7 protein-coding genes are annotated in these 25,390 nt (G+C 56.8%); 1 reads left to right on the top strand and 6 read right to left on the bottom strand.

All coding sequences use genetic code 11. From position 1 onward, the window contains the following. Positions 1-33: 33 nt before the first annotated feature. Entirely contained in the window at positions 34-759 is a 726-nt protein-coding gene (locus FPL14_RS00255) for an ATP-grasp fold amidoligase family protein (protein WP_267875451.1), read from the bottom strand. A gap of 291 nt (positions 760-1,050) precedes the next feature. Here FPL14_RS00255 and FPL14_RS00260 point away from each other — a divergent pair, with 291 nt between their 5' ends. Then, a complete protein-coding gene (locus FPL14_RS00260; protein ID WP_182301143.1) occupies positions 1,051-2,703 on the top strand; it encodes a glycosyltransferase family 2 protein in 1,653 nt (550 codons plus the stop codon). A gap of 278 nt (positions 2,704-2,981) precedes the next feature. On the opposite strand, the gene FPL14_RS30250 is transcribed toward FPL14_RS00260, so the two are convergent. From FPL14_RS30250 to FPL14_RS00285, 5 genes are read right to left on the bottom strand one after another with little or no spacing between them, the layout of a single operon-like run. Continuing rightward, positions 2,982-3,209, bottom strand: a complete 228-nt coding sequence (locus tag FPL14_RS30250) for a condensation domain-containing protein (RefSeq protein WP_182301144.1) — start codon at positions 3,207-3,209, stop codon at positions 2,982-2,984. Beyond that, positions 3,176-13,378 carry a non-ribosomal peptide synthetase gene (locus FPL14_RS00270; RefSeq protein WP_182301145.1) on the bottom strand — a complete coding sequence of 3,401 codons (10,203 nt, stop codon included), beginning with the start codon at positions 13,376-13,378 and terminating at the stop codon, positions 3,176-3,178. Before FPL14_RS00270 ends, FPL14_RS30250 begins: the two co-directional genes overlap by 34 nt. Before the next feature lie 53 nt (positions 13,379-13,431). Further along, complete coding sequence (locus tag FPL14_RS00275) at positions 13,432-15,060, bottom strand: type II CAAX endopeptidase family protein (protein ID WP_182301146.1); 1,629 nt, start codon at positions 15,058-15,060, stop codon at positions 13,432-13,434. Then, positions 15,060-16,349 (bottom strand): ACP S-malonyltransferase, encoded by a 1,290-nt coding sequence (gene fabD, locus FPL14_RS00280; RefSeq protein ID WP_182301147.1) that lies wholly within the window; start codon positions 16,347-16,349, stop codon positions 15,060-15,062. The genes FPL14_RS00275 and fabD overlap by 1 nt, the downstream gene beginning before the upstream one ends. Continuing rightward, positions 16,346-25,375 carry a non-ribosomal peptide synthetase gene (locus FPL14_RS00285; RefSeq protein WP_182301148.1) on the bottom strand — a complete coding sequence of 3,010 codons (9,030 nt, stop codon included), beginning with the start codon at positions 25,373-25,375 and terminating at the stop codon, positions 16,346-16,348. The genes fabD and FPL14_RS00285 overlap by 4 nt, the downstream gene beginning before the upstream one ends. Positions 25,376-25,390 lie beyond the last annotated feature (15 nt).

A 25,390-nucleotide genomic window follows, 5' to 3' on the forward strand; every position in this document is an offset into this window, starting at 1 on the left:
CTCCCCTCCCCCCGGGCCGAGGCGTTTCGGCCGTCAATTGTATTTCGATAAATCAAGCAATCCGCTCAATAACATCTCGTACTCCATCGGGTAATGTTTAAATCCGCTTTCGGGGGTAAACGTCAATTCTCCGAAATAAATCCGGTTATTCGTGTAATAGAGATCAACGCGTACCATAGCGAAGCCCTTGGCCAATCTCGCCGCTAACGCGGTCATTTGATCGAGAGCATCCGGTCTATGGACAAGCTGGGGAAAATTAGGATAGGCGGCCTTGAAAGGAAGTCTGTTCCAGTTCAAGTCGTAAATATCGCGTTTGTGGTTCTTGTAGCGATCGCCGTCGACCTGTACGTATACCGGCTTCCCATGAAAGCAAAAAAACTTATAGTCTTTCAGGTCTCCCGATGGATCTTCAAGCCGATGTTCGATCAGAATACGTCCCTTTAACGGCTTATAGTTGGGCTCCCGATACAAATCATAATAATTGCTTCTCAACCATTCCTTTAATTTTGCGCTCGTTTTCTCCCAATCAACCTTCGTTTTGTCCTTAACGTTTATGTTCCAACCGGATCCATGGGTCGCCTTCATAACGAACGATTGCGGGAGCGATTCAATGGGAATTTGGCTAACTTTCTTATAGATGCCGATGATTGGCACAAGATAGGACTCTCCGATTCGTTTCGACACATAACGGCGTACCTTGAACTTATCAACGTATTTCGCGAATCTCTCCAAGTTTCCGTTTAATTTGATCCATTGTATTTTCTCCGAGAACGTTCGCGGTTAGCTAAATTCGGCGAGCATCCATGGTACTTTTCGAAAGTCGACTTAATAAAGCTTACATCCTCATCCATCTAACCATCACTTCCATCCCAGAAATGTTTTAAGCGACATTAATATTCTATGTAGCCGAAGCATTGCTGGAATTAGGGTTATGACTGTTTTTAGCGTTAAAGGCCGACCTATCCCGAACATAATGGAAGCGCCCATAACATTTGTCTATTTCTTCACATATACTTGTCTTAGCACATGGAGAAGGAAGGCTAGAAATGTATGAAGACCAGGAATAACAATCCTGTGACGGATATGGACAGCTTTCGGACGATGAAAAAAGAGTTGAAATGGACAATCATCGATAAATTTTTCAGGCCTGTTCAAGATAAGAACAAAGATCCGTTCTTTAGAAAAATGAAAGATCTCAAGCGCCTCCTTATTCGGAAATACCGGTCTAAATCCCAGCGCTCGTTGATCTCCGTTATTATGCCGACGTTTAATCGCGCTAAAGTGATCCCTTTCGCGATCCGATCCGTTCTGCGGCAATCCTATCGAAATTGGGAGCTCATCATCGTGGACGATGGCGGACAGGACGATACGGAAAGAGTCGTTCAAGCATTCAAAGATCCAAGAATCAGATATTTCAAAAAAAGGTTCAATAAAGGCGCAGGCTCAGCTAGAAACGCGGGACTGCGAATCTCTTCCGGAACATACTTGGCTTATCTGGATTCCGATAATGAATGGGATCCCGACTACTTATTATTAATGGTCAACGCATTAAAGAACTCTCCTTCGCACGAATCGATCTATTGCGGACAGGATATTTACCGCAGTTCGAAGAGGAGTCCCGACATGAAGTTCGAAGGCGTACGCGCGGGACTTTTCAATAGATCGATGCTGGAAAATAAAAATTACATCGATCTTAACGTCTTCATGCACCATCGGAGTTTGTACGAGAAGCATGGCGGTTTTGACGCGAAGCTAGTTAAACTGCTGGACTGGGATCTCCTGTTACGCTATTCGAACGATAGTTTCCCCTTCTTCCTCCCCTGCAGATTAGGCACCTATTATTTCGGAAGGGCCGACAATCAGATAACCTTCAAGAAGAGGGTAAAACCAATGGCTCGACTCCATGCCAAATTGATGTCCGCCCCGTTAATCTTAGAATCGGCGCCGAAGTTGCAATCCGTATTGAAAATCTCATCCTTCTTCTCGATCCCGAAGGCAAATGATAGGCTCGATTTAAGCAGAAAAACGACGGTTATTTTTGTTCCGAATTCAAAGGACCTACGGCTCGTTCGACTTAGCGTGGAAGCATTATTGAAAAATACGGATAGAAGAGCTTATTCATTGATCGTCATCGAACATCATTCCTCCCGGGATTTCGCTCGCTATCTTAAATCTCTTGAATCCGCCGGACATGCAACAATCATATGGACAACTAGCAATTCAAGCCTTTCGCGGAAAGTTAATCTAGCGATTAGCGCAGCGGAATCCGACCACGACATTGCGATCGTTAACCACGCGACATTGGCGACGAACGGATGGCTTGGCGGCATGCAGCAAGTGATAACGGATATTCCGAACGCAGGCATAGTCGTACCCAGACGTGTCCTGCCGCGTAATTCTAGTTATATTACGCAGCATGTTCCCTTCTGCTCCCGAAATTTCGAGGCTGATGTGAGCTTGTCTATGCATAATAGGAATATTGTCGACCCTTTTCTTATGCTCTCCAAAGGATATGTGGAACTTTCGTATGCCCCTTTAATGGGCGTGCTGTTATCCCGTGAGTGGTTGAAAAGAAACCGAAGCAACCTCGTTTTTGGGAAGAACGACTATAAATCGAATCTGAAGATGTGCGAGCAAGCGGTTAAAGACGGGTTTAAGGTCGTATACACACCTCATTCGAAAATTTACTACGTGCACAAGTGATCTTGTGCCAGCAAACAGAAAAACCCGCGATTTCCGCGGGTTTGAATTTATCAAGTAAGGGTACCGAAACCTTCGATAAACTCGATTACGCCGTTGTCGGTTTCCTTCGTTCTAAGCTTGTACATAATCGACTAACTCCTTCTCTATAAGTTTAGATCAGTCAGATCGATCTCTTCGTCTTCTTCTTTTTCAAGGCAAATCTAATAAAAAATCGTATACAAGGGCAGACACCCTTGTATACGATAATTAACAACATTAAACTTCATAGAGTATATTACCTAAAACTGAAATCCCGAGCCGAAGAGTGTGTCTTCCGTATTCGTAGATTCGTGCAACTCATCGATTCCCGTAAGCTTGCCAAGACTCTCCGACGGAGAAGCCGCAACTTTCTCTAGCAGCTTCAGCAGCTCGTCGGCCATTTCGGCAACGGTCTCTTCCCGAAACAAGCTGGAACGATAGTCAAAGGCGAGCTCTAACGCTCCATGCTTTTCTTCCGCCTGAAGCACGAGATCAAGCTTCGCCGCAGCGAAGTTCCACGGCAACGTCCGCCAAACAAGCCATCCCCATGGGACGGCGCAGGGTCCATGTTCTGCATCACGAACATCGTCTCGAAAAGCGGATTACGGTTCCCTTCCCAACGGACAATACCCTTTTCGCTCAACACATCGGTAAGATCTTCCGCGGATACCCAAGGATGCTCGAACGCTTCCATCAGGCTTACCTTAACCTCTCTTAGCCAGTCTTCGAACGTAAGCGTAGGCTCGGGACGGTTGCGGATGGCCCAGGTTTGAAGCAACAAGCCGGCGGTCTGCGCCAGATCGGGATGATTTCGGCCAGCCGATGGCACGCCGGTCACGATATCCGTCTTCCCGGACCAGCAACCGAGCAGCGCTTGATAGGACGCAAGCATGACCATGAACAAGGTCGTTCCCGTACGCGTGGCAAGGTGCTCCAACTCGGTTTTGATAGAACTATCTACGAGAAACGAATATCGGTCGGCTTTGTCCAACTCGGATAGATCCGACACCGACTTTCTTTCCCGGTCGTACGGCAATTCGAATTCCGGTATCCCATCCGCGAACTTCGAGATCCAATAAGCCTGCTGCCGATCCCACTCCGCTTCGTTCCGAAGGTTAGCGATCCATGCGCTATAATCTTTGAGCTGCGCCTTCACCTCCGGCAATGGCCGATTCTCGTAGAGCGCCAGCAAGTCGCGAACGAGAATGCCCGACGTCACCCCGTCGGATACCGCGTGATGGATGTCGAGGAGCAAGAGATGTCGCTCCGGCCCCATCCGTGCGAGTCCGACTCGGAAGAGCGGCGATTGCGTCAGTTCGAACGGGCGAAGCCACGCTCGCGCCGCAGCTTTCCAATTCCCTTCGACCCCAGAGAAAAAAGCCTTCTCTTCCAACGTTTCCAGTTCGACGTTCGTCTCCGCGTGAACGATCTGAACCGTTTGACCCTCCGATTGGCCGAAGGAAGTACGAAGCGATTCATGCCGGTCTGCGAGCCGGATTAACGCTTCCTTCAGCCTGTCCGCGTCCAGCTCCCCTTCAAGCTCCAGCACCGACGGCATATGATAAGACAGGCTGCCGGGATTTCGATATTCATGCAGGAGCATTTGCTTCTGCGCGGGAGTAATCGCGTAGTGCGGTTGGTTCGGCGCCCGGGGAATGGAGAACTCTGCGACTTCGGTTTGTTCGGTCGCATCTATTCTTTGAGCCATCTTGCGTATCGTCGGATACAGGAACATATCTTTAACCGAGACTGGAACGGAGAATCCTTCCCCGATGCGCGCAGCCAACGTAGCGGCTTTCAACGAATGACCGCCGATGGCGAAGAAATCGTCGTCGATGCCGACTTTGTCCCGTTGCAGCAGCTCCTCCCATAACGCGGCCAATCGTTGCTCCGTCGCCGTGGTCGGCTCGGCGTACGCCACCCCAGTGTCCATCTCCGCTTCCGGCGCCGGCAGCGCCTTCCGGTCGGCCTTTCCGCTCGCCGTCAGCGGCATCCGCTCCAGCTGCGCGAACAGCGCAGGGATCATATAGTCCGGCAGCCGCTCTCCGCAATGCTTGCGCAGCTCGCCCGACGTGCAGGCGCGGTCCGCCACGATGTACGCCACTAGACGTTTGCCGCCCATTCCGTCATCCGCCGCCACGACCGCTGCCTCCGACACCGCATCATGCGACAGCAGCGTTCGCTCGATCTCGCCAAGCTCGATCCGGTACCCCCGGATTTTCACTTGGTCGTCGATTCGGCCCAAGTATTGAATCTGTCCGTCCGTCGTCCAACGGGCCAAATCGCCCGTCCGGTACATGCGCGTCCCCGGCACGAACGGGTTCGCCACGAATTTGTCCGCCGTCAGTTCCGGCTGGTTCGCATAACCCGCCGCCAGCTGCACGCCCGCGATGCACAGCTCCCCGGGCACCCCGATCGGCTGCGCCTGATCGCTTTCGCCGACGATATAGATCGCCGTGTTGTCGATCGGCTTGCCGATCGGCACGTAATCGAGTTCGCTGTCCGGCTCGCAGACGTAAGCCGTCACGTCTACCGTCGCTTCCGTCGGGCCGTACAGGTTAACCAGCTTCGTTTCGGTCAATCCAGCTTGGCGCATTAACGCGTAGAATTTCTCGACGTGCGCCTTATGCAGCGCTTCACCGCTGGCGAACACGTGCCGCAGCGTGCCCAGCTTCTCCCGCAGCCGCTCCGGCTTCTCGCCCTGCGCCGCTTCCAAGAACGCCGCCAGCATCGACGGAACGAAGTGCATCGTCGTGATGCGGTTTGCTTCAATGGCTTTCAGCAGTTGTCCCGGGTCTTTCTCCGCGCCCGGGGCAAGGAATGCCACGCTGGAACCGGATAACATCCACCAGAACAGTTCCCACACCGACACGTCGAAGCTGTACGGCGTTTTCTGCAAGATGACGTCCCGCTCGCCGAGCGAGTATGCCTGCTGCATCCAATGAATCCTGTTAATAACGGATCGGTTCCGGATCATGACGCCCTTCGGCCGTCCCGTCGAACCGGACGTGTAAAGAATGTATGCGTTTTGCTCAGGGGAGACAGCGACATCGGGTGCTTCCGCGCTCCCTTCTCCGTCTAAATCCAGGTCGATAAGCGCGGCATCCGAGCAAGCCTCCGCGGCGAAGCCTAACCAGTTCGCTTGCGCGCAGACTAGGCGAAGGCCCGCATTGTCGGCCATATAGCGCAGCCGATCCGCCGGAAAGTCCGGAGGCAACGGTACGTACGCGCCTCCTGCCTTCAATATGCCGAGCAGCCCGGCCATCATCGCCGGAGAACGCTCGGTCATGAGTCCGATAGGCTCGCCCGACCGAAGGCCATGCGCGAGCAAACGATGTGCGACGAGATTCGCACGCGTTTCCAGCTCGCGGTACGTGAGCCGCTCCGCTCCGAACACGGCGGCGACGCGCTCCGGCGTCTTCTCGGCCTGACGCCGGAACAGCTCCGGCAGCGTCAAATCCGCCGGAAAAGGCGTTTCCGTGGCGTTAAACGTCTCCGCCACTTGCCGCAATTCTTCTTGTGTCAGAAGACTTATACGCGACAATTCAACTTGCGGAGCTTCCGCGATTCGTTCCAACAGCGTAACGAAGCCGTTCACCCATCGCCGCATTGACTCTTCACGGAACAGTCCAGTGGCATACTGGACGATCAGAGTCACACCGGCATCTTCTTCCATCGCGTAGAGACCGACATCGAATTGCGAAATGCCGTAATCGACGACTAGCGGCTCTACTATCAGGTCGGATGCGGTCAGATCGGCATGCGCCATATTCAGCATCGAGAACATGGCGTCGAACAACGGATTGCGGCCAAGATCCCGATCCGGTTGCAACCGTTCCACGATTTCCTCGAACGGAGCTTCCTGCCTTTCTAAAGTGCCTAATACCTCTTGCTTAACGGCTGCCAGCAGTTGTTCGAACGTCCATTGAGAATCGGGAGAGATGCGGATCGGCAACGGATTAACGAACACGCCGATCAGCCTCTCGGCATCAGGGTGATTTCTTCCCGCCACCGGCGTGCCTACGACGAAGCTCTTCTGCCCCGACAGCTTGGACAGCCATACGGCATAGGCGGACAGCAGGACCATGAACATCGTCGAATCCGTTCTTCGGGCCAGACTTTTCAAGCTTCCTGCCAGCGCCGCATCCAGATGGACGACCGTCTGGGCGCCCTGCGTGTCCTTGACGGCGGGACGGGCGTAATCCGAAGGCAACTCCAACTTCGGAACCGGGGTCGCGAATCGGTCTACCCACTGGTCTACTTGTTTCGTCAACCTTGCGGCTTCATGATCCGTTCTTTGCCACGAAGCGTAATCCTTATACTGTATCGGTTGAGCGGGAAGCTCCCGTCCTTCGTATAACGCCATCAGGTCGTCCGTAAGCACGTTTACCGATACTCCATCGGCGATAATATGATGAATATCGAATGCCAGCACGTGCCGATCTTCGGACACTCGGAACAAGCCTACCCGAAACAGCGGCGCACGGCTCAAATCGAACGGCCGGACGAACTTTCGCAGCTCTTCCTCGAGCGCCTCGATGTCTTGGGGGGCATCGCGCTCTTCCATGACTTGCGCGACCTCTCGGTGAATCCTCTGAAACGGTTCCCCTTCCGACAGCTCGAACGAAGTTCTGAGCGCCTCGTGCCGCTCCATCAAGCCCTCGATGGCTTGAGTCAGCCTCTCCCTCTCAAGCTTCCCGGTCAATCGAAGCGCCGACGGAATCTGGTAAGCAGTACCTTTCGGTTCGAAAAGTTGCAAGAAGTACATTCTTCTCTGCGCGGGCGATACCGGATATAGCTCGGCGAATTCCGCCCGCGGAATCTCGCCGGTCCGCGCGAACGAAGATAGTGGCACCCTCGCTATGTCCACGAGTGCCGCCATCTCCCTAAGCCTGGGATGATCGAACAAGTCGACCAGCGTCAAGCGAACGCCAAATGACCGTACGATCAGTGAGACGAGCGAAGCGGCTTGCAGAGAATCTCCCCCGGCGTCGAAGAAGTGGTCTTCGCGGCCGTAAGGTCCGCCTCTAAGCAGCTTATCCCATAAACCCGCGACCGCGGATTCAACCTCGCCGACCGGCTGCACGTATAGGGAAGCGATTCTTTCATCAGATACGGCCCCGGGTATACTTTTCTTCTCCATAGCGGCAATGCCGGAGGCTTCCGGGAAACGCAACGGCAGCAAATAGGCTCGATGCCGCAAAACGTCTTCGCGATCGTTCGGGAGTATCCAATCGCTGCGATCGACCGACTTCGAAGATTCGGAGAACAAGCGGTTAGATTCCGACCTTTCCGCTCTCGGCGCTTCTGCGGAAGCCGCCGTCAATTCGATAGCTTCCTCCGGTTCATAAGGCTCGCCGTCATAGAAAATCACGTGGGAAGGAGCCTCGGAAATCCGATTCAAGAAGATTGCGCAGTCGATCTCTTCCCGATTGTCTTCTCCGGTTCCGTGCCAACCGGTCTGCTCCAGGAATTGTTCGAACGGGCGATTTTTCGCCGTGCGGCGAAATTTGGCCAACAACTCGGTACATCCCCGGGTCGATGCGAACCGCTTTAATCCGGCGCAAATCGTATGCTCGACGCCGCGGCCAAGCACCCGGCAGCTGAGGAGGAACGTATGGATTTCCAGCGTCTGCTCCCGTACAACGCCGGACACGTAGCCGATTCTTCCGTAATCCCCGAATCGATCGGCAGCTTCCACGATCCAGTGGCACTCCGCTGACAGCGAGAGTCCGAGACGGATTTCGGCGGCCGACCTGCGGATCCCGTTCAAGTTGAACTGATTCGTCCTAGCCGATAGTTGCGCTGCCCGTTCTGCTTCCTCGGGAGATAACGGACGGAAGCTTACTTTCATACGGAGTCCGCGCAAGTAGTCCTCCAGCGATTCGCCCGGCCGGTTAGCCGCCTCCTTGCGCTGCCGTTCGGCTTCGTAGCTGCTCGCCCGCTTGCGGTCCTCATCCGTGACGCGATGCCGATCCCAAGCCCATACGTGCTCTAAGAATGCCGTCATCGTCTCTTCCTTAGGCATTCTTAACGTCAACACATCCGGCTGACGAGCCATGACTTCTAAACATTCCGCAGCGTTATCGTCGACGAAGATCAAGCTGTCCAGTCCCAGATTCAACTCTTCCGCCAGCTCGCGGAGATTGTCGGACTTCGGCTGCCAATTGATTCTCCACGCGGCGAAGTGTTCTTTCCGCAGAATCATGTCCCCATTGCGCTCGAATACGTCCCATAGATCGGATTCGTCGTTTTTACTGCAGAGCGCCAGCAGCATGCCTTCGTTTCGCTTGCGAAGCAGCAATCGCTGCCAAGCCGCGAATGCCGGCGTAATCCGCACTCCCGTCGCTCCGTCTTCGCCGGCGATTCCGCGCCACAGCGTATTGTCCGCATCGACGACGATTACCTTAAACGGGCTTTGCAGCCATCCCACCAATGCCCGGGCCGTTTCCGTGCCGATAGCCGCGAAATACTCCGTCGTATACGGGATTTGGCCCTCCTCGTTCGCGACCTTGTCTTCGATCTCTCCGACCAGGTACCGCTCGGCAACTTGAGAGAAATCCAATGCCGCGATATGATCGGCGGCAATCGCAATCCGCGCGGACCAGCGTTCTCGGAACGCTTGCTCCGCCGACTCGGACAAACCGCGCAGCGGTCCGTCCTCGGAGAACGGCAACAACCCGACGAAGTAAGCTTCCCCGCCGTCTTTGGCGTCGAGCAGGAGCAACAATCTCTCCAGCTCTAACTCCAACGCGGATAAGCGGTCTTCCGCTGCCGACGTTGCCGGAGACAGCCAATCCTCGGGACGAATCAACAACACGGTAGCGCCGGATTGACTAGGCGATTCTTCTCGGTCTTCCATCAAGTATTGGAAGATTTGATTGTACGGGGCGAACGATACTTTCGTCCGGCAGCCGAATGCTTCAAGCCAATGGCCGATGGTATCCGCTATGGGCTCCGAAGTGAACGTGGAAGCGACCCGAACCTCGATCGAGCGTTCCGGTGCGGCCAGCCGAGCGGTGTCGTTAAGCGCTCTCCGACGCTCCAACCCGGCTTCTTCCTCCGGCTCGAACAGCGACAGTTCGCCGATCGTTCCGGCGTTCCCGCTTGCCGCCCATGCGGCTATGCCAATGAAATGCTCGGCCATTCGGGCAATCGATTCTTCCCGGAACAGAATGGAGTCGTATTCGAATACGCCGTTCAATTCGCCCTCCGCCCCGGGGAACAAGTCCAACTTGACGTCCAACGCCGAGGTCGTTTTATCCAATCCATACTCGCGAAAGACAAGGTTGCCGGCTTGCAGCCGGTCGCTGCCCGCAGCATGATTGTGGAAAACAAGCATCGTATCATAGAGCGGGTTGCGGGAGCGGTCTCCTCGCGCCGCGACCGCTTCGATCATCTCGTCGAATGGGAACTGTCCATTCGCGTAGGCATCCCGAGTGACCTTTTCCACCTGATCAAGCAAGCTGGCGATAACGATGTCAGCCGGCACGGTAACCCTAACGGGCAGGAAGTTGATCATGACGCCGACCAATTGCCGGAATTCGGTGCGGTCTCTGCCGCTCACGAGCGATCCGATGACTAAATCTTCCTGTCCGGTATATCGCTGCATTAAGACGGCATAGAGCGCGTAGAGCACGGTGTGCAGCGACACTTGCCGTTCCTTGGCCAGACGTTGCAGCTCTTCCGTCAGCCTGCGAGGCACTGTAAACCGATAAACCCGCCCTTCCCCGGAGCGAGTTCTCGGCCTCGCTTCGTCAAGCGGCAACCGAAGCGGAGCGACCGGCGACGCCAGCACTTTGTCCAGCCAGTAGGCGCGCTGCGCCTGCCAGCTCGGACTGTCGGTCTGTTCTTGCTGCCAAGCGACATAGTTCCGGTAGTCTCCCTCTTTCGGCGGCAACGAAGCGCCCCCGTATAACCCTTGCATCTCCTGGAGCAGCAAAGCGAGCGATGAGCCGTCGGCGATCAAGTGGTGGGAATCGAGCAACAACAAATGCCGCTCGGCGGAGACGCTTGCCAATCCTACCCTCAATAACGGCAATCGGGACAGATCGAACGGGCGGACGAACGAAGAGGCATATGACGGCCATTCGTCCTCTCCGCTCAACATCTGCGTCTCTACCCGCATGACCGGATCTGGATGGACGATTTGGCGAGGCACTCCATCGTCCGACCAGTCGAACGTCGTGCGCAAGCTTTCGTGCCGTTCGGCCAACTTCCGAAACGCTTCTTCCAGCCGGGCGGCGTCCAGCTTGCCTTCCACGACATACGCCATCGGCATATGATGATGCCGCTCCGCTCCGGGAAGCTGCGCTCCTAGGAAAATGCGAAGTTGCGCTCGCGACAACGGAAATTCGCGTTCTTCCGTCAGAAGAGGATCGCGCGTCTCCTCATTGACTCCAGACCATTGGAGGCCGCTCTGATCCAAGTGCGCGGCTAACGCTAGAACGGTCGGATAACTTAGCAAGTCGGCCACGCTTATTTCGCGGCCCATTCGGCTGCCCAAATCATCGACGATCGTCAAAGCGAGGATCGAATCGCCTCCCAGCTCGTAATAATGCTCGTTAATGCCCAAGGACGAGAAACCCAATCCGCGACCCCAAGCATCTGCGACCGTCTGTTCCGTCTCCGTGTAACCGCCGTTATCCCGACCCGTCAGGATAACGCCTTTCGACGTCGTAAGCGCCCGGTCTGATTCGGTTACCGCATCGGTTCCGAACGGGTAAGCGTAATCCGAACGAGAGGCTCCCGTTTCTTCCAGCCAGCAACGCGTCCTATCGAACCGGTAAGCGGGAATATGGATTTTCCGTACGTCACGATCGCGATAATACGCCTCCCAATCCCAGTTCCCGCCCTTGGCGTATGCCAGGCAATGCGCTTCAAGCCCGCTTTCCGAGAGTTCGGCAGCCTTAACGCTTTCGCTCGTTGCCTTGGAATCGGCTTTGCCGAGCCATATCCCGGTCGCAAGCCCGTTATTGTCCGTCAGCATGGCGACATCCTTCCACCGCTTGCTGCCTGTCTCGTCCGCGGCTTTACTCAGTTCGCTTTCAAGGCGCAGCAGCTTGTCCCTCAGTTCCCCTATCGATCGAACCGTTAATACCGCTCTGAATTCGTAATGTCCCCTCCCCGTATTCGCCGTATAGCAGAAATCGCTCGCATCCGCCTCAAGATCCGTGCATCGTTCGGCATATTCGCGATAGCTCGCGGCTATCGCCAGCAGCGCGGTCGGGCTTTTGGCCGACAGCGTTAGCGGCTGCGCTATACCGTCCCATGCTCCCGCCGCAACCATCGACCGCGGCGCTTCCTCGAGCACGGCATGGGCGTTCGTGCCGCTCATGCCGAACGAACTGACTCCGGCACGCAACGGCTCGCCGCTTTCCTCCGGCCAAGGACGGAGTACATCGCTTACGTATACCGGAGAATCCGCAAAAGGGATCTCCCGGTTCGGCTGGCGGAAGTGCAGCATCGGCGGCAATTGGCGATGGCGAAGGGCAAGCGCTGCCTTGATTAAACCTACGATCCCCGCCGCCGTATCCAGATGCCCGTAGTTCGTCTTTATCGAGCCGATCGCGCAAAACTGGCGGCGATCGGTATATCGCCTGAACGCCTGCGTAATTCCTCCGATCTCGATCGGATCGCCAAGCTTCGTTCCTGTTCCATGCGCTTCGATGTATCCGATCGTGGTCGGATCTACCCCGGCGTCCTGCCAAGACTTCACGATCGCTTCTTCCTGCGCGCGTCCGTTCGGCGCGGTAATGCCGATCGAAGCGCCGTCCTGATTAATCGCGCTCCCCTTGATAACCGCATAGATGGCATCCTTGTCGCGGATCGCCTTGCCAAGCGGCTTGAGCAGCACGGCCGCGGCGCCTTCCCCGCCTCCGGTTCCAGCGGAGCCGTCATCGAACGTGCGCGCGCGGAAATCCGGCGATTCAATTCCGATCTTGATGCCAAGATCGACGGGCAACAAATAGGTTTTGACTCCGCCGACGAGAGCTTGCTCGCACTCCCCCGCCCGAAGCGCCTGAACCGCGAGGTGCAGCGCTACCAGCGAGGATGAACAGGCCGTATCGACGGTCAGGCTCGGCCCCTTGAAATCCAGCAAATACGATATCCGGCTAGCCGCGATCGATGACAAATTCCCGGGAATCGCAAGGGACAAAGACTCCGGTTCCCGTTCCGCGATCAGCCGTTTATAGTCGTGGAACGAGTCGCCGTTGTAACCAAGGTATACGCCCGTCGAACTGCCCGCGAGCTTGTTCGCCCCGTATCCGGAATCTTCGATGGCGTTCCATGCGACTTCCAGCCATAGGCGCTGATTCGGGCTCATGAGCGCTGCTTCCTTTGGCGACAAACGGAAGAAACGAAAGTCGAACTTGTCGATTTCGCTAAGATACGCCCCATCGTAATACGAAATTTTGCCGCCGGGAAGCTTCGTTCCGGCCAGCAGCGACTCCACGTCCTTCCTGCGTTGCTCGGGGAACGGACCTACGGCGTCATGCCGCGTGGAGATTTTGTCCCATAGGGCGGTGACGTCTTCGGCATCCGGAAGCCGGACTGCCATTCCGATAATGGCGATATCGCGGTTGGACGTTTCCTCCACCGCAACCGGCAGCTCCTCTTCCCCCTCCGATTCCCACCATGCTTTTTCTGTCGCCATACTGCTCTCTCCTTTGCTTTCGTTTCCGTCTCCGTCCCCAGGCTATTCGCTGCTTAAATCGCCTCGGCTCTGGCGGATTCCTGCTGCTGGCGGCGAACCGCGGATGGAGCCGTTTTGCTTTTCCATAAACCGTACAGCAGCGCAAGGATGGCGATCGAGCTGAATCCGAGCAGCGAATACTGGATCGCGCCTTCCGGAATTCCCCCGCTGTGGCGGATAATATAATACGCGGAGAACAAGACGAATTCATTGATGATCGTGAGAACAATAGACCGGTACCACACGTAGATCAGACCGAAAATAATCGCTCCTGCCGTACCGTAAAGCATCAATGGAATATCGCCCGAGAAGAACAGAATGCCGTACAAAATACCCGTAATAATCATTGCCGCCGTCAGCGGCAGCGCTCTTTTTAACTCATTGAAGATCAAGGCGCGGAATAAAATTTCCTTGTACACCGAATTGATGACGAAAAAGGAGAAGAATACCCAGGCATTGTGCGCGAGAAAAAAGCCGACGATATTCTCGAAGCCCGGCGCGACTTTGATGACTTCCGGGATGCTGAACAGCGTCATCACCCATACGGCCATGCAGACGGCGAGCAACAAGTTCAGCACGTGAACCTTGCCGCTTGCTTTGCGGAACTGCGCGATGGCGATCAAATCTTTCTTATAGAAAACCTTCAGCACGAAATAATAGAGCGGCATCGCTAGAATCGCGTTCGTATACAACCCGATAATGCCGTGGGAGGCCAAGCTTGGATATTTGGGCAGTACGGCTTGCTCCCAGATAATGACCAGCACCTGCAGCAGCCCGTAATAGATGCCGACGTACACGGCCAAATTTCCGGCCATCACTGCGTACTTTTTCATCGCCGAAGCGCCTTTCCACATCCAGACCAACGTGCCGACGATGATCAGCAGACCCGCCGCCGCGAACAGAACCAGCAGGACGTCCGACAATTTGGCGAACGCATCCACCAACCCGGCCTTGTCCGCGATCATGATCAAACAGTTCACGAAAGCGCCGATGCCGATCGAGCCCCAAATCGAACCCAGCCGAATATAGACGAGACAATACAACACGCTAAGGAAGAAAGATGTGACGCTAATCCAGAACGATGGCTGAAAATAACTATAAATAAGCGAAGTGAGCGGCACCGTTACCCACACGGGCATTCCTTTGCGGAATGCATTGAAGACGATGCCCCGGAATAGCAGTTCCTCGAAAGCCACGGCGAAAAACCCAACGCCCAGGATGACGTAGACGAAAGACTCCGCCGTGCCGAATACGTTGATGTAATCCTCGAAGTCCTTCGTATTGTCGCGTACGCCCGACAGGTTCATCACCGCGAGGAACAGCAGCGCCCCCCCGAAAGCCATCAGCGCTAGCTTGACCCAATCGTTCATCGATAACCGGGCGAAGTTGGCCGTACGGATAATTCCGGGGATTTTTCCTTTGGACAAAATCTTCTGCAGCTTGGAGATCAACAAAAACAATAGGAATGCGATGCCGAAAACGGTACAGAGGAAAATCGGGATATTACGCTCCATGAACGCTCGGTAGTCTGGGAAATTTTGCAACAAAAGCGTTTCATGCAACACCGAGACAAGCCAGAAAGTGAATAAATAAACGGCGATATGCGCGATCGAACGCGCGACGGTTAACAGTTTGGCTTTCATTACGCAACCCCTCCATCGTTTGGTTTCGGCACCGCGAATAGGTTCTCCGTGCCCGTTTCATTGATTAATGTCGTTAATCTTAAGATCCTTTCGGAAGCCTCCGTGCCTTTCGTCTCGAACACGCTCAGCAGCATGTCCCATCCTTGGCGCAGTTGGTCCTCCGAAGGCAACTCTGCGCTCTCCCGGCTTGCCGCAACCAGACGCTCTACCGCGCGATAAGGTTCAAGTACCCCTGTCCGATAAGTTTCGGTTTCAGCGCGGTTATTGCGGGTAGATACGGCGATTCCGAGACATCGGGGGAGAAAATCGGCGATCCCCCCGCGTCCTTGTAGCGCTTGCGCCGTTCCGGAGAGACTCGTTCCCGACTGTTCGTACAACCGCGGATCGTCGGAATACTGCGAATCGGCATCAGGTTGGAAAGACTTCCAAAGTCGGGTCAGCACCGACCCTGGCCCCAGTTCCACGGTACGCTCGATCCCGTAAGCCTGCATAGCCTCCATGCAAGCGACCCATTGTACGGGCCATGTCATCTGAAGCGTCAGCCGTTCGATTAAAGAGGCGGTGTCTCTTTCGGCAACGTGCTGCGTTCCGGTTACGTTGGACAGTACAGGCCAACTTGGGGCGTTAAAGACGCAGTCTTCCAATCGGACCTTGAGTTGCGCGGCGGCATCCGCCATGAATGGACTATGAAATGCCCCGCCGACGTTCAGCGGCGTATACTTGGCCGTACTCCCTTCGATTCGACGGGCCAATTGCTCCAGCGCCTTACGATGTCCGGATACTACCCGTTGCCGGGCTGAATTGATGCCTGCGACGACCAATATCATGTCCTCGCTCCGAATTTCCTGAAGCACCCGTTCTAACCTATCGTCATCCATCCCGCTAATCGCGGCCATGCCTCCGTCTGCCGTCCCGGCTGCGGCCTGCATCAATTCCCCCCGATACCGGACAAGCCGAACGGCGTCCGCGAAACGGAAGACGCCGCTGCACGCGAGCGCGGAAAATTCCCCTAAGCTATGTCCTCCGCCAACGGCAGGCATCCCTTCGTAAATCTCCGTCCAAACCCGGTAAGCGGCGACGCTGTGGGTCAGTATCGCCGGTTGGGCGTTGGCGGTCGCAGTAAGCGTCATCTTGTCCCCTTCCAAACATAGCCTCAGAACGTCCCATCCGAGATAGTCCCCGGCTTCCTCGAACGTCCTTCTAGCCGACACGTACCGCTCCGTCAACGCTTTGGCCATGCCAACGTATTGGGAGCCTTGTCCGGGAAACAGCAAACCGGCCTTCGTCATTCCCGTTCACTCCTTTCCTGTACGCCCGCCGCGGCGGTCTGTTCCTTGGCCTGCCCTTCGACGGCCATGCGCCGACACCAGATCGGAAACGACTGCAGCAGCTCCTTCACTTTGTCCTTGCTTATTTTGCCCGCGTCGTATTCGGCTTGCAGCGTCTTCTCCGTACCTGTTCCGCTTAACCCGACCGTTAAATCCGCTGCGGTCAGCCACTGCTCGGGCGCGGCGGCGGAATAGCTTCCCCGGTACAACGGCAAAATTGCCGTCGGCGAGTCTTTTCCTTCCGGTTTGACAAGCACGGGGTAAGGAGGCGCAGGTTGAAGCCTTGTCTCGCGAATGGATCGAAGCAGCTCCGGATATCCCTTCACCGCATTCAGATCGACCGACGCGATACCCGCGCCGTCGCTTAAGCCGCATAACAACAGATCGTACCGGGGCTGACGGAACGCCTGCGCAAACATAACGGCCCAGATCGCGATTGCCGCAAGCTCCGGATCTACGCCCTCAAGCTCGCCGATCCGCTCCAACTGCCGAACGGTCTGGCTATTCAGCGGCAATCGCAGTAAGTCTCCCTGCCGCGCATGTCGGTCTAACGGTCTCGCTTGTTCAGGAACCCGAATAGGAACGACGGTTAGGTTCGTCATAGCCGATCCTTCTTCGGAGAGTCTGACGGCCAGCTTCGACACGGTAGGATAGGCGAACAAATCTGCTACCGTCAACATGCCGGGATACGAGGTTTCGAGCTCCTTATGCATGCGGAGCAGCAACAACGAATTTCCACCCAGCTCGAAAAAGTTATCGTCGATGCCGACTTTGTCCCGTTGCAGCAACTCCTCCCATAACGCGGCCAATCGTTGCTCCGTCGCCGTGGTCGGCTCGGCGTACGCCACCCCAGTGTCCATCTCCGCTTCCGGCGCCGGCAGCGCCTTCCGGTCGGCCTTTCCGCTCGCCGTCAGCGGCATCCGCTCCAGCTGCGCGAACAGCGCAGGGATCATATAGTCCGGCAGCCGCTCTCCGCAATGCTTGCGCAGCTCGCCCGACGTGCAGGCGCGGTCCGCCACGATGTACGCCACTAGACGTTTGCCGCCCATTCCGTCATCCGCCGCCACGACCGCTGCCTCCGACACCGCATCATGCGCCAGCAGCGTTCGCTCGATCTCGCCAAGCTCGATCCGGTACCCCCGGATTTTCACTTGGTCGTCGATTCGGCCCAAGTATTGAATCTGTCCGTCCGCCGTCCAACGGGCCAAATCGCCCGTCCGGTACATGCGCGTCCCCGGCACGAACGGGTTCGCCACGAATTTGTCCGCCGTCAGTTCCGGCTGGTTCGCATAACCCGCCGCCAGCTGCACGCCCGCGATGCACAGCTCCCCGGGCACCCCGATCGGCTGCGCCTGATCGCTTTCGCCGACGATATAGATCGCCGTGTTGTCGATCGGCTTGCCGATCGGCACGTAATCGAGTTCGCTGTCCGGCTCGCAGACGTAAGCCGTCACGTCTACCGTCGCTTCCGTCGGGCCGTACAGGTTAACCAGCTTCGTTTCGGTCAATCCAGCTTGGCGCATTAACGCGTAGAATTTCTCGACGTGCGCCTTATGCAGCGCTTCACCGCTGGCGAACACGTGCCGCAGCGTGCCCAGCTTCTCCCGCAGCCGCTCCGGCTTCTCGCCCTGCGCCGCTTCCAAGAACGCCGCCAGCATCGACGGAACGAAGTGCATCGTCGTGATGCGGTTTGCTTCAATGGCTTCCAGCAGTTGTCCCGGGTCTTTCTCCGCGCCCGGGGCGAGGAATGCCACGCTCGAACCGGATAACATCCACCAGAACAGTTCCCACACCGACACGTCGAAGCTGTACGGCGTTTTCTGCAAGATGACGTCCCGCTCGCCGAGCGAGTAAGCCTTCTGCATCCAATGAATCCGGTTAATAACGGATCGGTGCCGGATCATGACGCCCTTCGGCCGTCCCGTCGAGCCGGACGTGTAAAGAATGTATGCGTTTTGCTCAGGGGAAACGGCGATATAGGGTGCTTCGCTCGGCTCCGCCGCTAAAGACTCGCCGGTCACTGTCGATCCCGCAGGCTTGAGGCATTCATCTAGGTCGAGAAGCTCGGCACCCGGGCAAACCTCCGCAGCGGCGTCTAACCAACTCGCTTGCGCGCAGACTTGGCGAATGCCCGCATTGTCGGCCATATAGCGCAGCCGATCCGCCGGGAAATCCGGCGGCAACGGTACGTACGCGCCTCCTGCCTTCAATATGCCGAGCAGCCCGGCCATCATCGCCGGAGAACGCTCGGTCATGAGTCCGACCGGCTCGCCCGACCGAAGGCCATGCGCGAGCAAACGATGTGCGACGCTATTCGCACGCGTTTCCAGCTCGCGGTACGTGAGCCGCTCCGTTTTTCCGAACACGGCGGCAACGCGATCCGGCGACTTCTCCGCCTGACGCCGGAACAGCTCCGGCAACGTCATCTCGTCCGGGAACGGCGTTTCCGTGGCGTTAAACGTCTCGACCACTTGCCGCCGTTCTTCCTTTGTCATTAAGCTAATATCGTTTAGCGCGCTGTCTGGGTAACTTGCCGCCTGTTCCGCTAGACGCAGGAAGTGGCGAGCCATCCGCTCCACCGTTTCCCGGCGAAACAAGGACGTACGATACTCGAAGCGACAGACCAATTCGTCGTTCTTTTCTACGACTTCCAGCGTGAGATCGAACTTCGCCGTCGTTCTGCGATGGTCGAGCGGTTCGAAGCGCGTTCCGCTCGAGCCGACCTCTCCGGCTCCCGTGTTCTGAAGGACGAACATCGCGTCGAACAGCGGATTGCGGCTTGTATCGCGGCGCACGCCCAGCTTGTCTACCAGTTCCTCGAACGGGTAACGATCATGGTCCAATGCGCCGAGGACGCTTCCTTTTACGTCCTCCAGCAATTCAAAGAACGTCCGGGAGCCGTCGATTCGGTTGCGCAAGACGACCGTATTGACGAACATCCCGACAAGATCAGCAAGATCGGCATGCGGCCTTCCGGCTACCGGGGAACCGATCCAGATTTCCGCTTGGCGGGAATACCGATGCAGCAGCGTCGAGAAAAGCCCAAGCAAAGCCATGTACAACGTCGTACCGGTACGCAAGCCCAACTCCTTTAGCTCCCGAGTCCGTTCCGCGCCAAGAAAAACGGTAACCGAATCCCCCTCGTAATCCAGTCGTGCGGGGCGCGCGTAATCTGTCGGCAAATCCAGCGTCGGGACTGCTCCCGACAGCCGTTCCAGCCAGTAACGCTCTTGCACGAGGCTTTCATCCGTGCTGAGCCAATTTGTTTGCCATGCTGCGTAATCTTTGTATTGAATCGGGAGATCTTCCAGCCGTTCTCCCTCATATAGCCTAACGAATTGCTCCGCAAGCACGGCCGTCGACACTCCGTCAGCGATGAGATGATGCATATCCATCAGCAGCAAGTGGTCCTGCGCCGATCTGCGAATGAGCTTCACCCGAAAGAGCGGCGATTCGCCCAAGTCGAACGGCTTGACGAATTCGCGCAGGCAGGCGTCCGGATCGGCATCGCGCTCGACTTCGTACTCGATTTCCGCGATCGGTTCGCTGGAAATTCGTTGCATCGGCGTTCCGTCGAGCCATTCGAACGAGGTGCGCAGCGTCTCATGACGCTCCGACAGAGTTCTCACGGCTAGAAGCAGCTTCGCCCGATCAAGCGGACCGGCAATTCTAATCGCCGTCGGCAAATGGTAAGCGGTGCTTTGCGCATCCATCGCCTGAAGAACGAATAATCGGTTTTGCGCCGAGGACAACGGATATCTCGCGCGAGGGGCGATCGCCGGAATCCGTTCATGCTTAACGTCCCCTCCCGAAGCAACGGATTGTTCCATGCGTTGCGACATCGTCCGTAAGGTCGGATATCGGAAAATATCTCTCATGGACAACTGTAGGTGAAATTCCTTATGCACACGCGCAGCCAACGTAGCGGCTTTCAACGAATGACCGCCGATGGCGAAGAAATCGTCGTCGATGCCGACTTTGTCCCGTTGCAGCAGCTCCTCCCATAACGCGGCCAATCGTTGCTCCGTCGCCGTGGTCGGCTCGGCGTACGCCACTCCCGTGTCCATCTCCGCTTCCGGCGCCGGCAGCGCCTTCCGGTCGGCCTTTCCGCTCGCCGTCAGCGGCATCCGCTCCAGCTGCGCGAACAGCGCAGGGATCATATAGTCCGGCAGCCGCTCTCCGCAATGCTTGCGCAGCTCGCCCGACGTGCAGGCGCGGTCCGCCACGATGTACGCCACTAGACGTTTGCCGCCCATTCCGTCATCCGCCGCCACGACCGCTGCCTCCGACACCGCATCATGCGCCAGCAGCGTTCGCTCGATCTCGCCAAGCTCGATCCGGTACCCCCGGATTTTCACTTGGTCGTCGATTCGGCCCAAGTATTGAATCTGTCCGTCCGTCGTCCAACGGGCCAAATCGCCCGTCCGGTACATGCGCGTCCCCGGCACGAACGGGTTCGCCACGAATTTGTCCGCCGTCAGTTCCGGCTGGTTCGCATAACCCGCCGCCAGCTGCACGCCCGCGATGCACAGCTCCCCGGGCACCCCGATCGGCTGCGCCTGATCGCTTTCGCCGACGATATAGATCGCCGTGTTGTCGATCGGCTTGCCGATCGGCACGTAATCGAGTTCGCTGTCCGGCTCGCAGACGTAAGCCGTCACGTCTACCGTCGCTTCCGTCGGGCCGTACAGGTTAACCAGCTTCGTTTCGGTCAATCCAGCTTGGCGCATTAACGCGTAGAATTTCTCGACGTGCGCCTTATGCAGCGCTTCACCGCTGGCGAACACGTGCCGCAGCGTGCCCAGCTTCTCCCGCAGCCGCTCCGGCTTCTCGCCCTGCGCCGCTTCCAAGAACGCCGCCAGCATCGACGGAACGAAGTGCATCGTCGTGATGCGGTTTGCTTCAATGGCTTTCAGCAGTTGTCCCGGGTCTTTCTCCGCGCCCGGGGCAAGGAATGCCACGCTCGAACCGGATAACATCCACCAGAACAGTTCCCACACCGACACGTCGAAGCTGTACGGCGTTTTCTGCAAGATGACGTCCCGCTCGCCGAGCGAGTATGCCTGCTGCATCCAATGAATCCTGTTAATAACGGATCGGTTCCGGATCATGACGCCCTTCGGCCGTCCCGTCGAACCGGACGTGTAAAGAATGTATGCGTTTTGCTCAGGGGAGACAGCGACATCGGGTGCTTCCGCGCTCCCTTCTCCGTCTAAATCCAGGTCGATAAGCGCGGCATCCGAGCAAGCCTCCGCGGCGAAGCCTAACCAGTTCGCTTGCGCGCAGACTAGGCGAAGGCCCGCATTGTCGGCCATATAGCGCAGCCGATCCGCCGGGAAATCCGGCGGCAACGGTACGTACGCGCCTCCTGCCTTCAATATGCCGAGCAGCCCGGCCATCATCGCCGGAGAACGCTCGGTCATGAGTCCGACCGGCTCGCCCGACCGAAGGCCATGCGCGAGCAAACGATGTGCGACGCGATTCGCACGCGTTTCCAGCTCGCGGTACGTGAGCCGCTCCGCTCCGAACACGGCGGCGACGCGCTCCGGCGTCTTCTCGGCCTGACGCCGGAACAGCTCCGGCAGCGTCAGCTCTGCTGGGAACGGCGTTTCCGTGGCGTTAAACGTCTCCACCACTTGCCGGCGTTCATCCTCGGTCAGCAAGCAGATGTCGTTCAGCACCCGTTCCGGTTCGTTCGCCGCCTGTTCCGCCAGGCGCAAGAAGTGGCTTGCCATTCGTTCCACCGTCTCCCGGCGGATGAGTTGATCGTTGTATTCCCATACGCAGGAAAGAGATCCCGCCGGCTCCGGGTAAACGTCCAGCTTCAAATCGAGCTTTGCCGTTCCCGTCTCCAGATTAACTTGCTCGAATCTACAGCCTGCCGCTTCGAAGCGCGCACGGGCTTCCTGAGATTGGTTATGGTAGACGAGCATCGTGTCGAATAGCGGGTTCCGGGATCGATCGACGCCCCGGCCGGACATTTCTATTAGTTTCTCATAGGGAACGTCCGAATGGCTCAAAGCGTCCCATAGTTTATCCCCCGTACGTCGCCATAGCTCATGAAAGTCCAAAATCCCGTCGACGGCGACGCGAACGGGAACGTAATTGTTGAACATTCCGACCATATTCAGCGTCTCGGGATTGGTTCTTCCCGCAAGCAGAATCCCGACGGAGAAGTCTCGATACCCGCTGAACCGACTGACAATCGCGGCATGAAGAGTCAACAACAGGGAAGCAACCGTACCTTTGCCCTGCTGAAGCTTCTTCTGCCACTTCCGCATCAACTCGGGCGGAAGCTCCAGCCGGACCGTACTTCCGCGGAAGCTTCGCTTGTCCGGTCTGACCGCAACGTCCGGCCAATCGATCGGCGGGGACGGGAGCTCCAGCTCCTTGCGCCAATACGCTTCGCTATCCGGCTTCGCGTTCCGGTTTTGCCGTTCCCATTCGGAGAATGCGGCATACGGCTTGCCTAGAATAGGCAAAGCTTCTCCGTTCAATAAAGCGGAAAACTCTCGCATCAACACGTTCATCCCGATTCCATCCGAAGCGATGTGGTGAACGTTCAACAGAAGCAAATGTCGGTTAACCCCGTCCGTCCACATCCCCGCTCTTAACGGAAGCGGTTGGCCAAGGTCAAAAGGGGCCAGCATCGCTTTGGCTTCCGCGTTCGCGAACGAAACCGCATCTGCCAAGAGCTCCGTTCGTACCGGAAATACGCTGAGCTCAAATCGGACGGATTCCCCGGAACTCACTTTCTGAACGAGTTCATCCTCCTCCCAATGGTAAGAGGTGCGAAGCGTAGCATGTCTGCGGATCAGCTGTTCGATCGCGGTTTGCACGGCATCCGGCCGCAACGGGCCTTCGATCGATAGCGCTACGGGAATGTGATAAGCGCAGCCGATATCCTCGGTCTGATCGACGAACGCCATCCGAGTTTGGGCGACCGATGCCGGATAACGCGCGATTGCCGCTTCGTCGAATTCTGGCAATTCCGGCAACGCCGGCGCAGACGTCGCTTCCGCCGTTCCCGCGCTCAACCGGATTTTTTCCAGGAGCACCCTAGGCGTCGCGTAGTCGAACAATTCGCGGATCGAAAGTTCTATCCCCCATTGTTGCCGAATATTCGCCAGCAACCGGGCGGCTTTCAACGAATTTCCTCCCCTTTCCAGAAAATGATCGTCGGACCTTACCTCCGCAACGTCGAGCGCTTCCCGCCATATTTGCTTAAGCTTGGCCATCTCGGGAGTATCGTCTTCCGGCTGCTCGACGGCAGTCTCTACGTCGGAATTAGCGCGAATCAATTGTGCCAGCTCGCGCAACGTTTCGTCCCATTCTCCCGACCTTAATCGCTCGGACAGCTTATAACGTTGGATTTTGCCGCTCGTCGTCCGGGGGATATTCCGAATCGGCAGCACGAGACCGATATCGAAACCGGTTTCTCTGGATAGCTGGCGTTGGACTTTATCCGCGAGTTGGGCGAATTTCTCCAATTTTCCTCGATGCTGGACGAAAATCACGATTTCCTCTTCGCCCGATTCCCGATTCGGGGCGCCGCATGCGGCCGCTTTGCCGTACCCGATTCCTTCGATCGACTCTACGCGTTTCTCCAGGTCGTGGGGATAGACGTTCTGCCCGCGGACGAAGATGATGTCTTTATATCTTCCGGTAATGACCAGCCTGCCCCCGCGCATGAAGCCTAGATCTCCCGTTCGAAGCCATCCTTCGGAAGCGAACGCTTTCAGCGTCTGCTGCGGTGCATTGTAATACCCCTTCGTTACGTTCAAACCGCGAATGAGAATATGACCCGTTAGCCCGTCGGCCAACTCGCCGTCCGCCTCGTCGCGAATGGAAACCTCGCAATCCTCGACCGGATAACCTACGTCGACGAACTCGATTGCACCGGCGTCTCCCTGCTCCGCAAGCCAAGCTTTTTCGCCTACGAGCAACGTACGCGGATCGACCCGGACGGGAACGAGCGGCTCTCCGACCGGCGGAAAGGTGACGGCCAGCGTCGCTTCGGCCATTCCGTATACCGGGAACATCGCTTCCGCGCGCAAGCCGCTCGGAGCCAGAGCGGCGACGAATTTGTCGGCCCATTCCGCGGAAATCGGTTCCGCGCCGTTAAAGATCAGCCGGATGCAGCTCAAATCCCACCCCTCGGCATCTTTGGGCTTATAACAGCCTAGAAAATGCTTGTATCCGAAATTGGGAGAAGCGATTGAAGTAATCCGATGCTCGTTCGCTTTGGATAACCATAGCATCGGATCGAGCATGAACTGGGCCGGCTGCATGAGGTATTGCTCCATTCCGGCATAGATCGGCGCAAGATGGAAGCCGATCAGTCCCATATCGTGGGTGAGCGGCATCCAACTCAAGGAAGAATCGTCCGCGGTCGTTCCCGAGTTGGAGACGATGGCGTTCATGTTCGACAACAGATTGCCGTGCGTGAGCATGACGCCCTTCGGCTCTCCTGTCGAGCCGGAGGAAAATTGCAGGAAAGCGAGATCGTCGCCCGCAGCCCGGTAAGGCAGTTCTTTTCGGCGGCCTACGGCGGAATCCAACGGCGATCGTTCGAGTTCTAGACAATAGGATGATCCATTTAACCGATCCGCCCCAATCGTCTCTTCGGCATCCGCCAATCCTGCCGGGTCCGCCAATAGTCTTGGCCGGTTCAAGGTTCCCCACACTTGCAGCAGCTTGGCCCTGTTTTCATCGCTGCCCCCCGCCGTCACGGGAACGGGAATCCATCCTCCGAGCAAGCATCCCCAGAACGCCGTGACGAAAGCGCGCGGATCATCGATTCGGATGACTACCTCTTCCCTCGCTTGCCAGCCTAGATCCAACAATCGGGCAGCCAATGCCAACCCTTCTTCGTACAGTTGTCGATAGGTCAACCGGGATTCCGATTTCTTATGTATAAACACGATGCCTTTCCCGCTACCCGCCGCGCTATCCAGCATTTCCGCCAAATGGGTGAACGGCTTCATCGCGCGCCTCCTTCT

This window comes from Cohnella cholangitidis, assembly GCF_014107495.1.
Classification (GTDB): Bacteria; Bacillota; Bacilli; order Paenibacillales; family Paenibacillaceae; genus Cohnella; species Cohnella cholangitidis.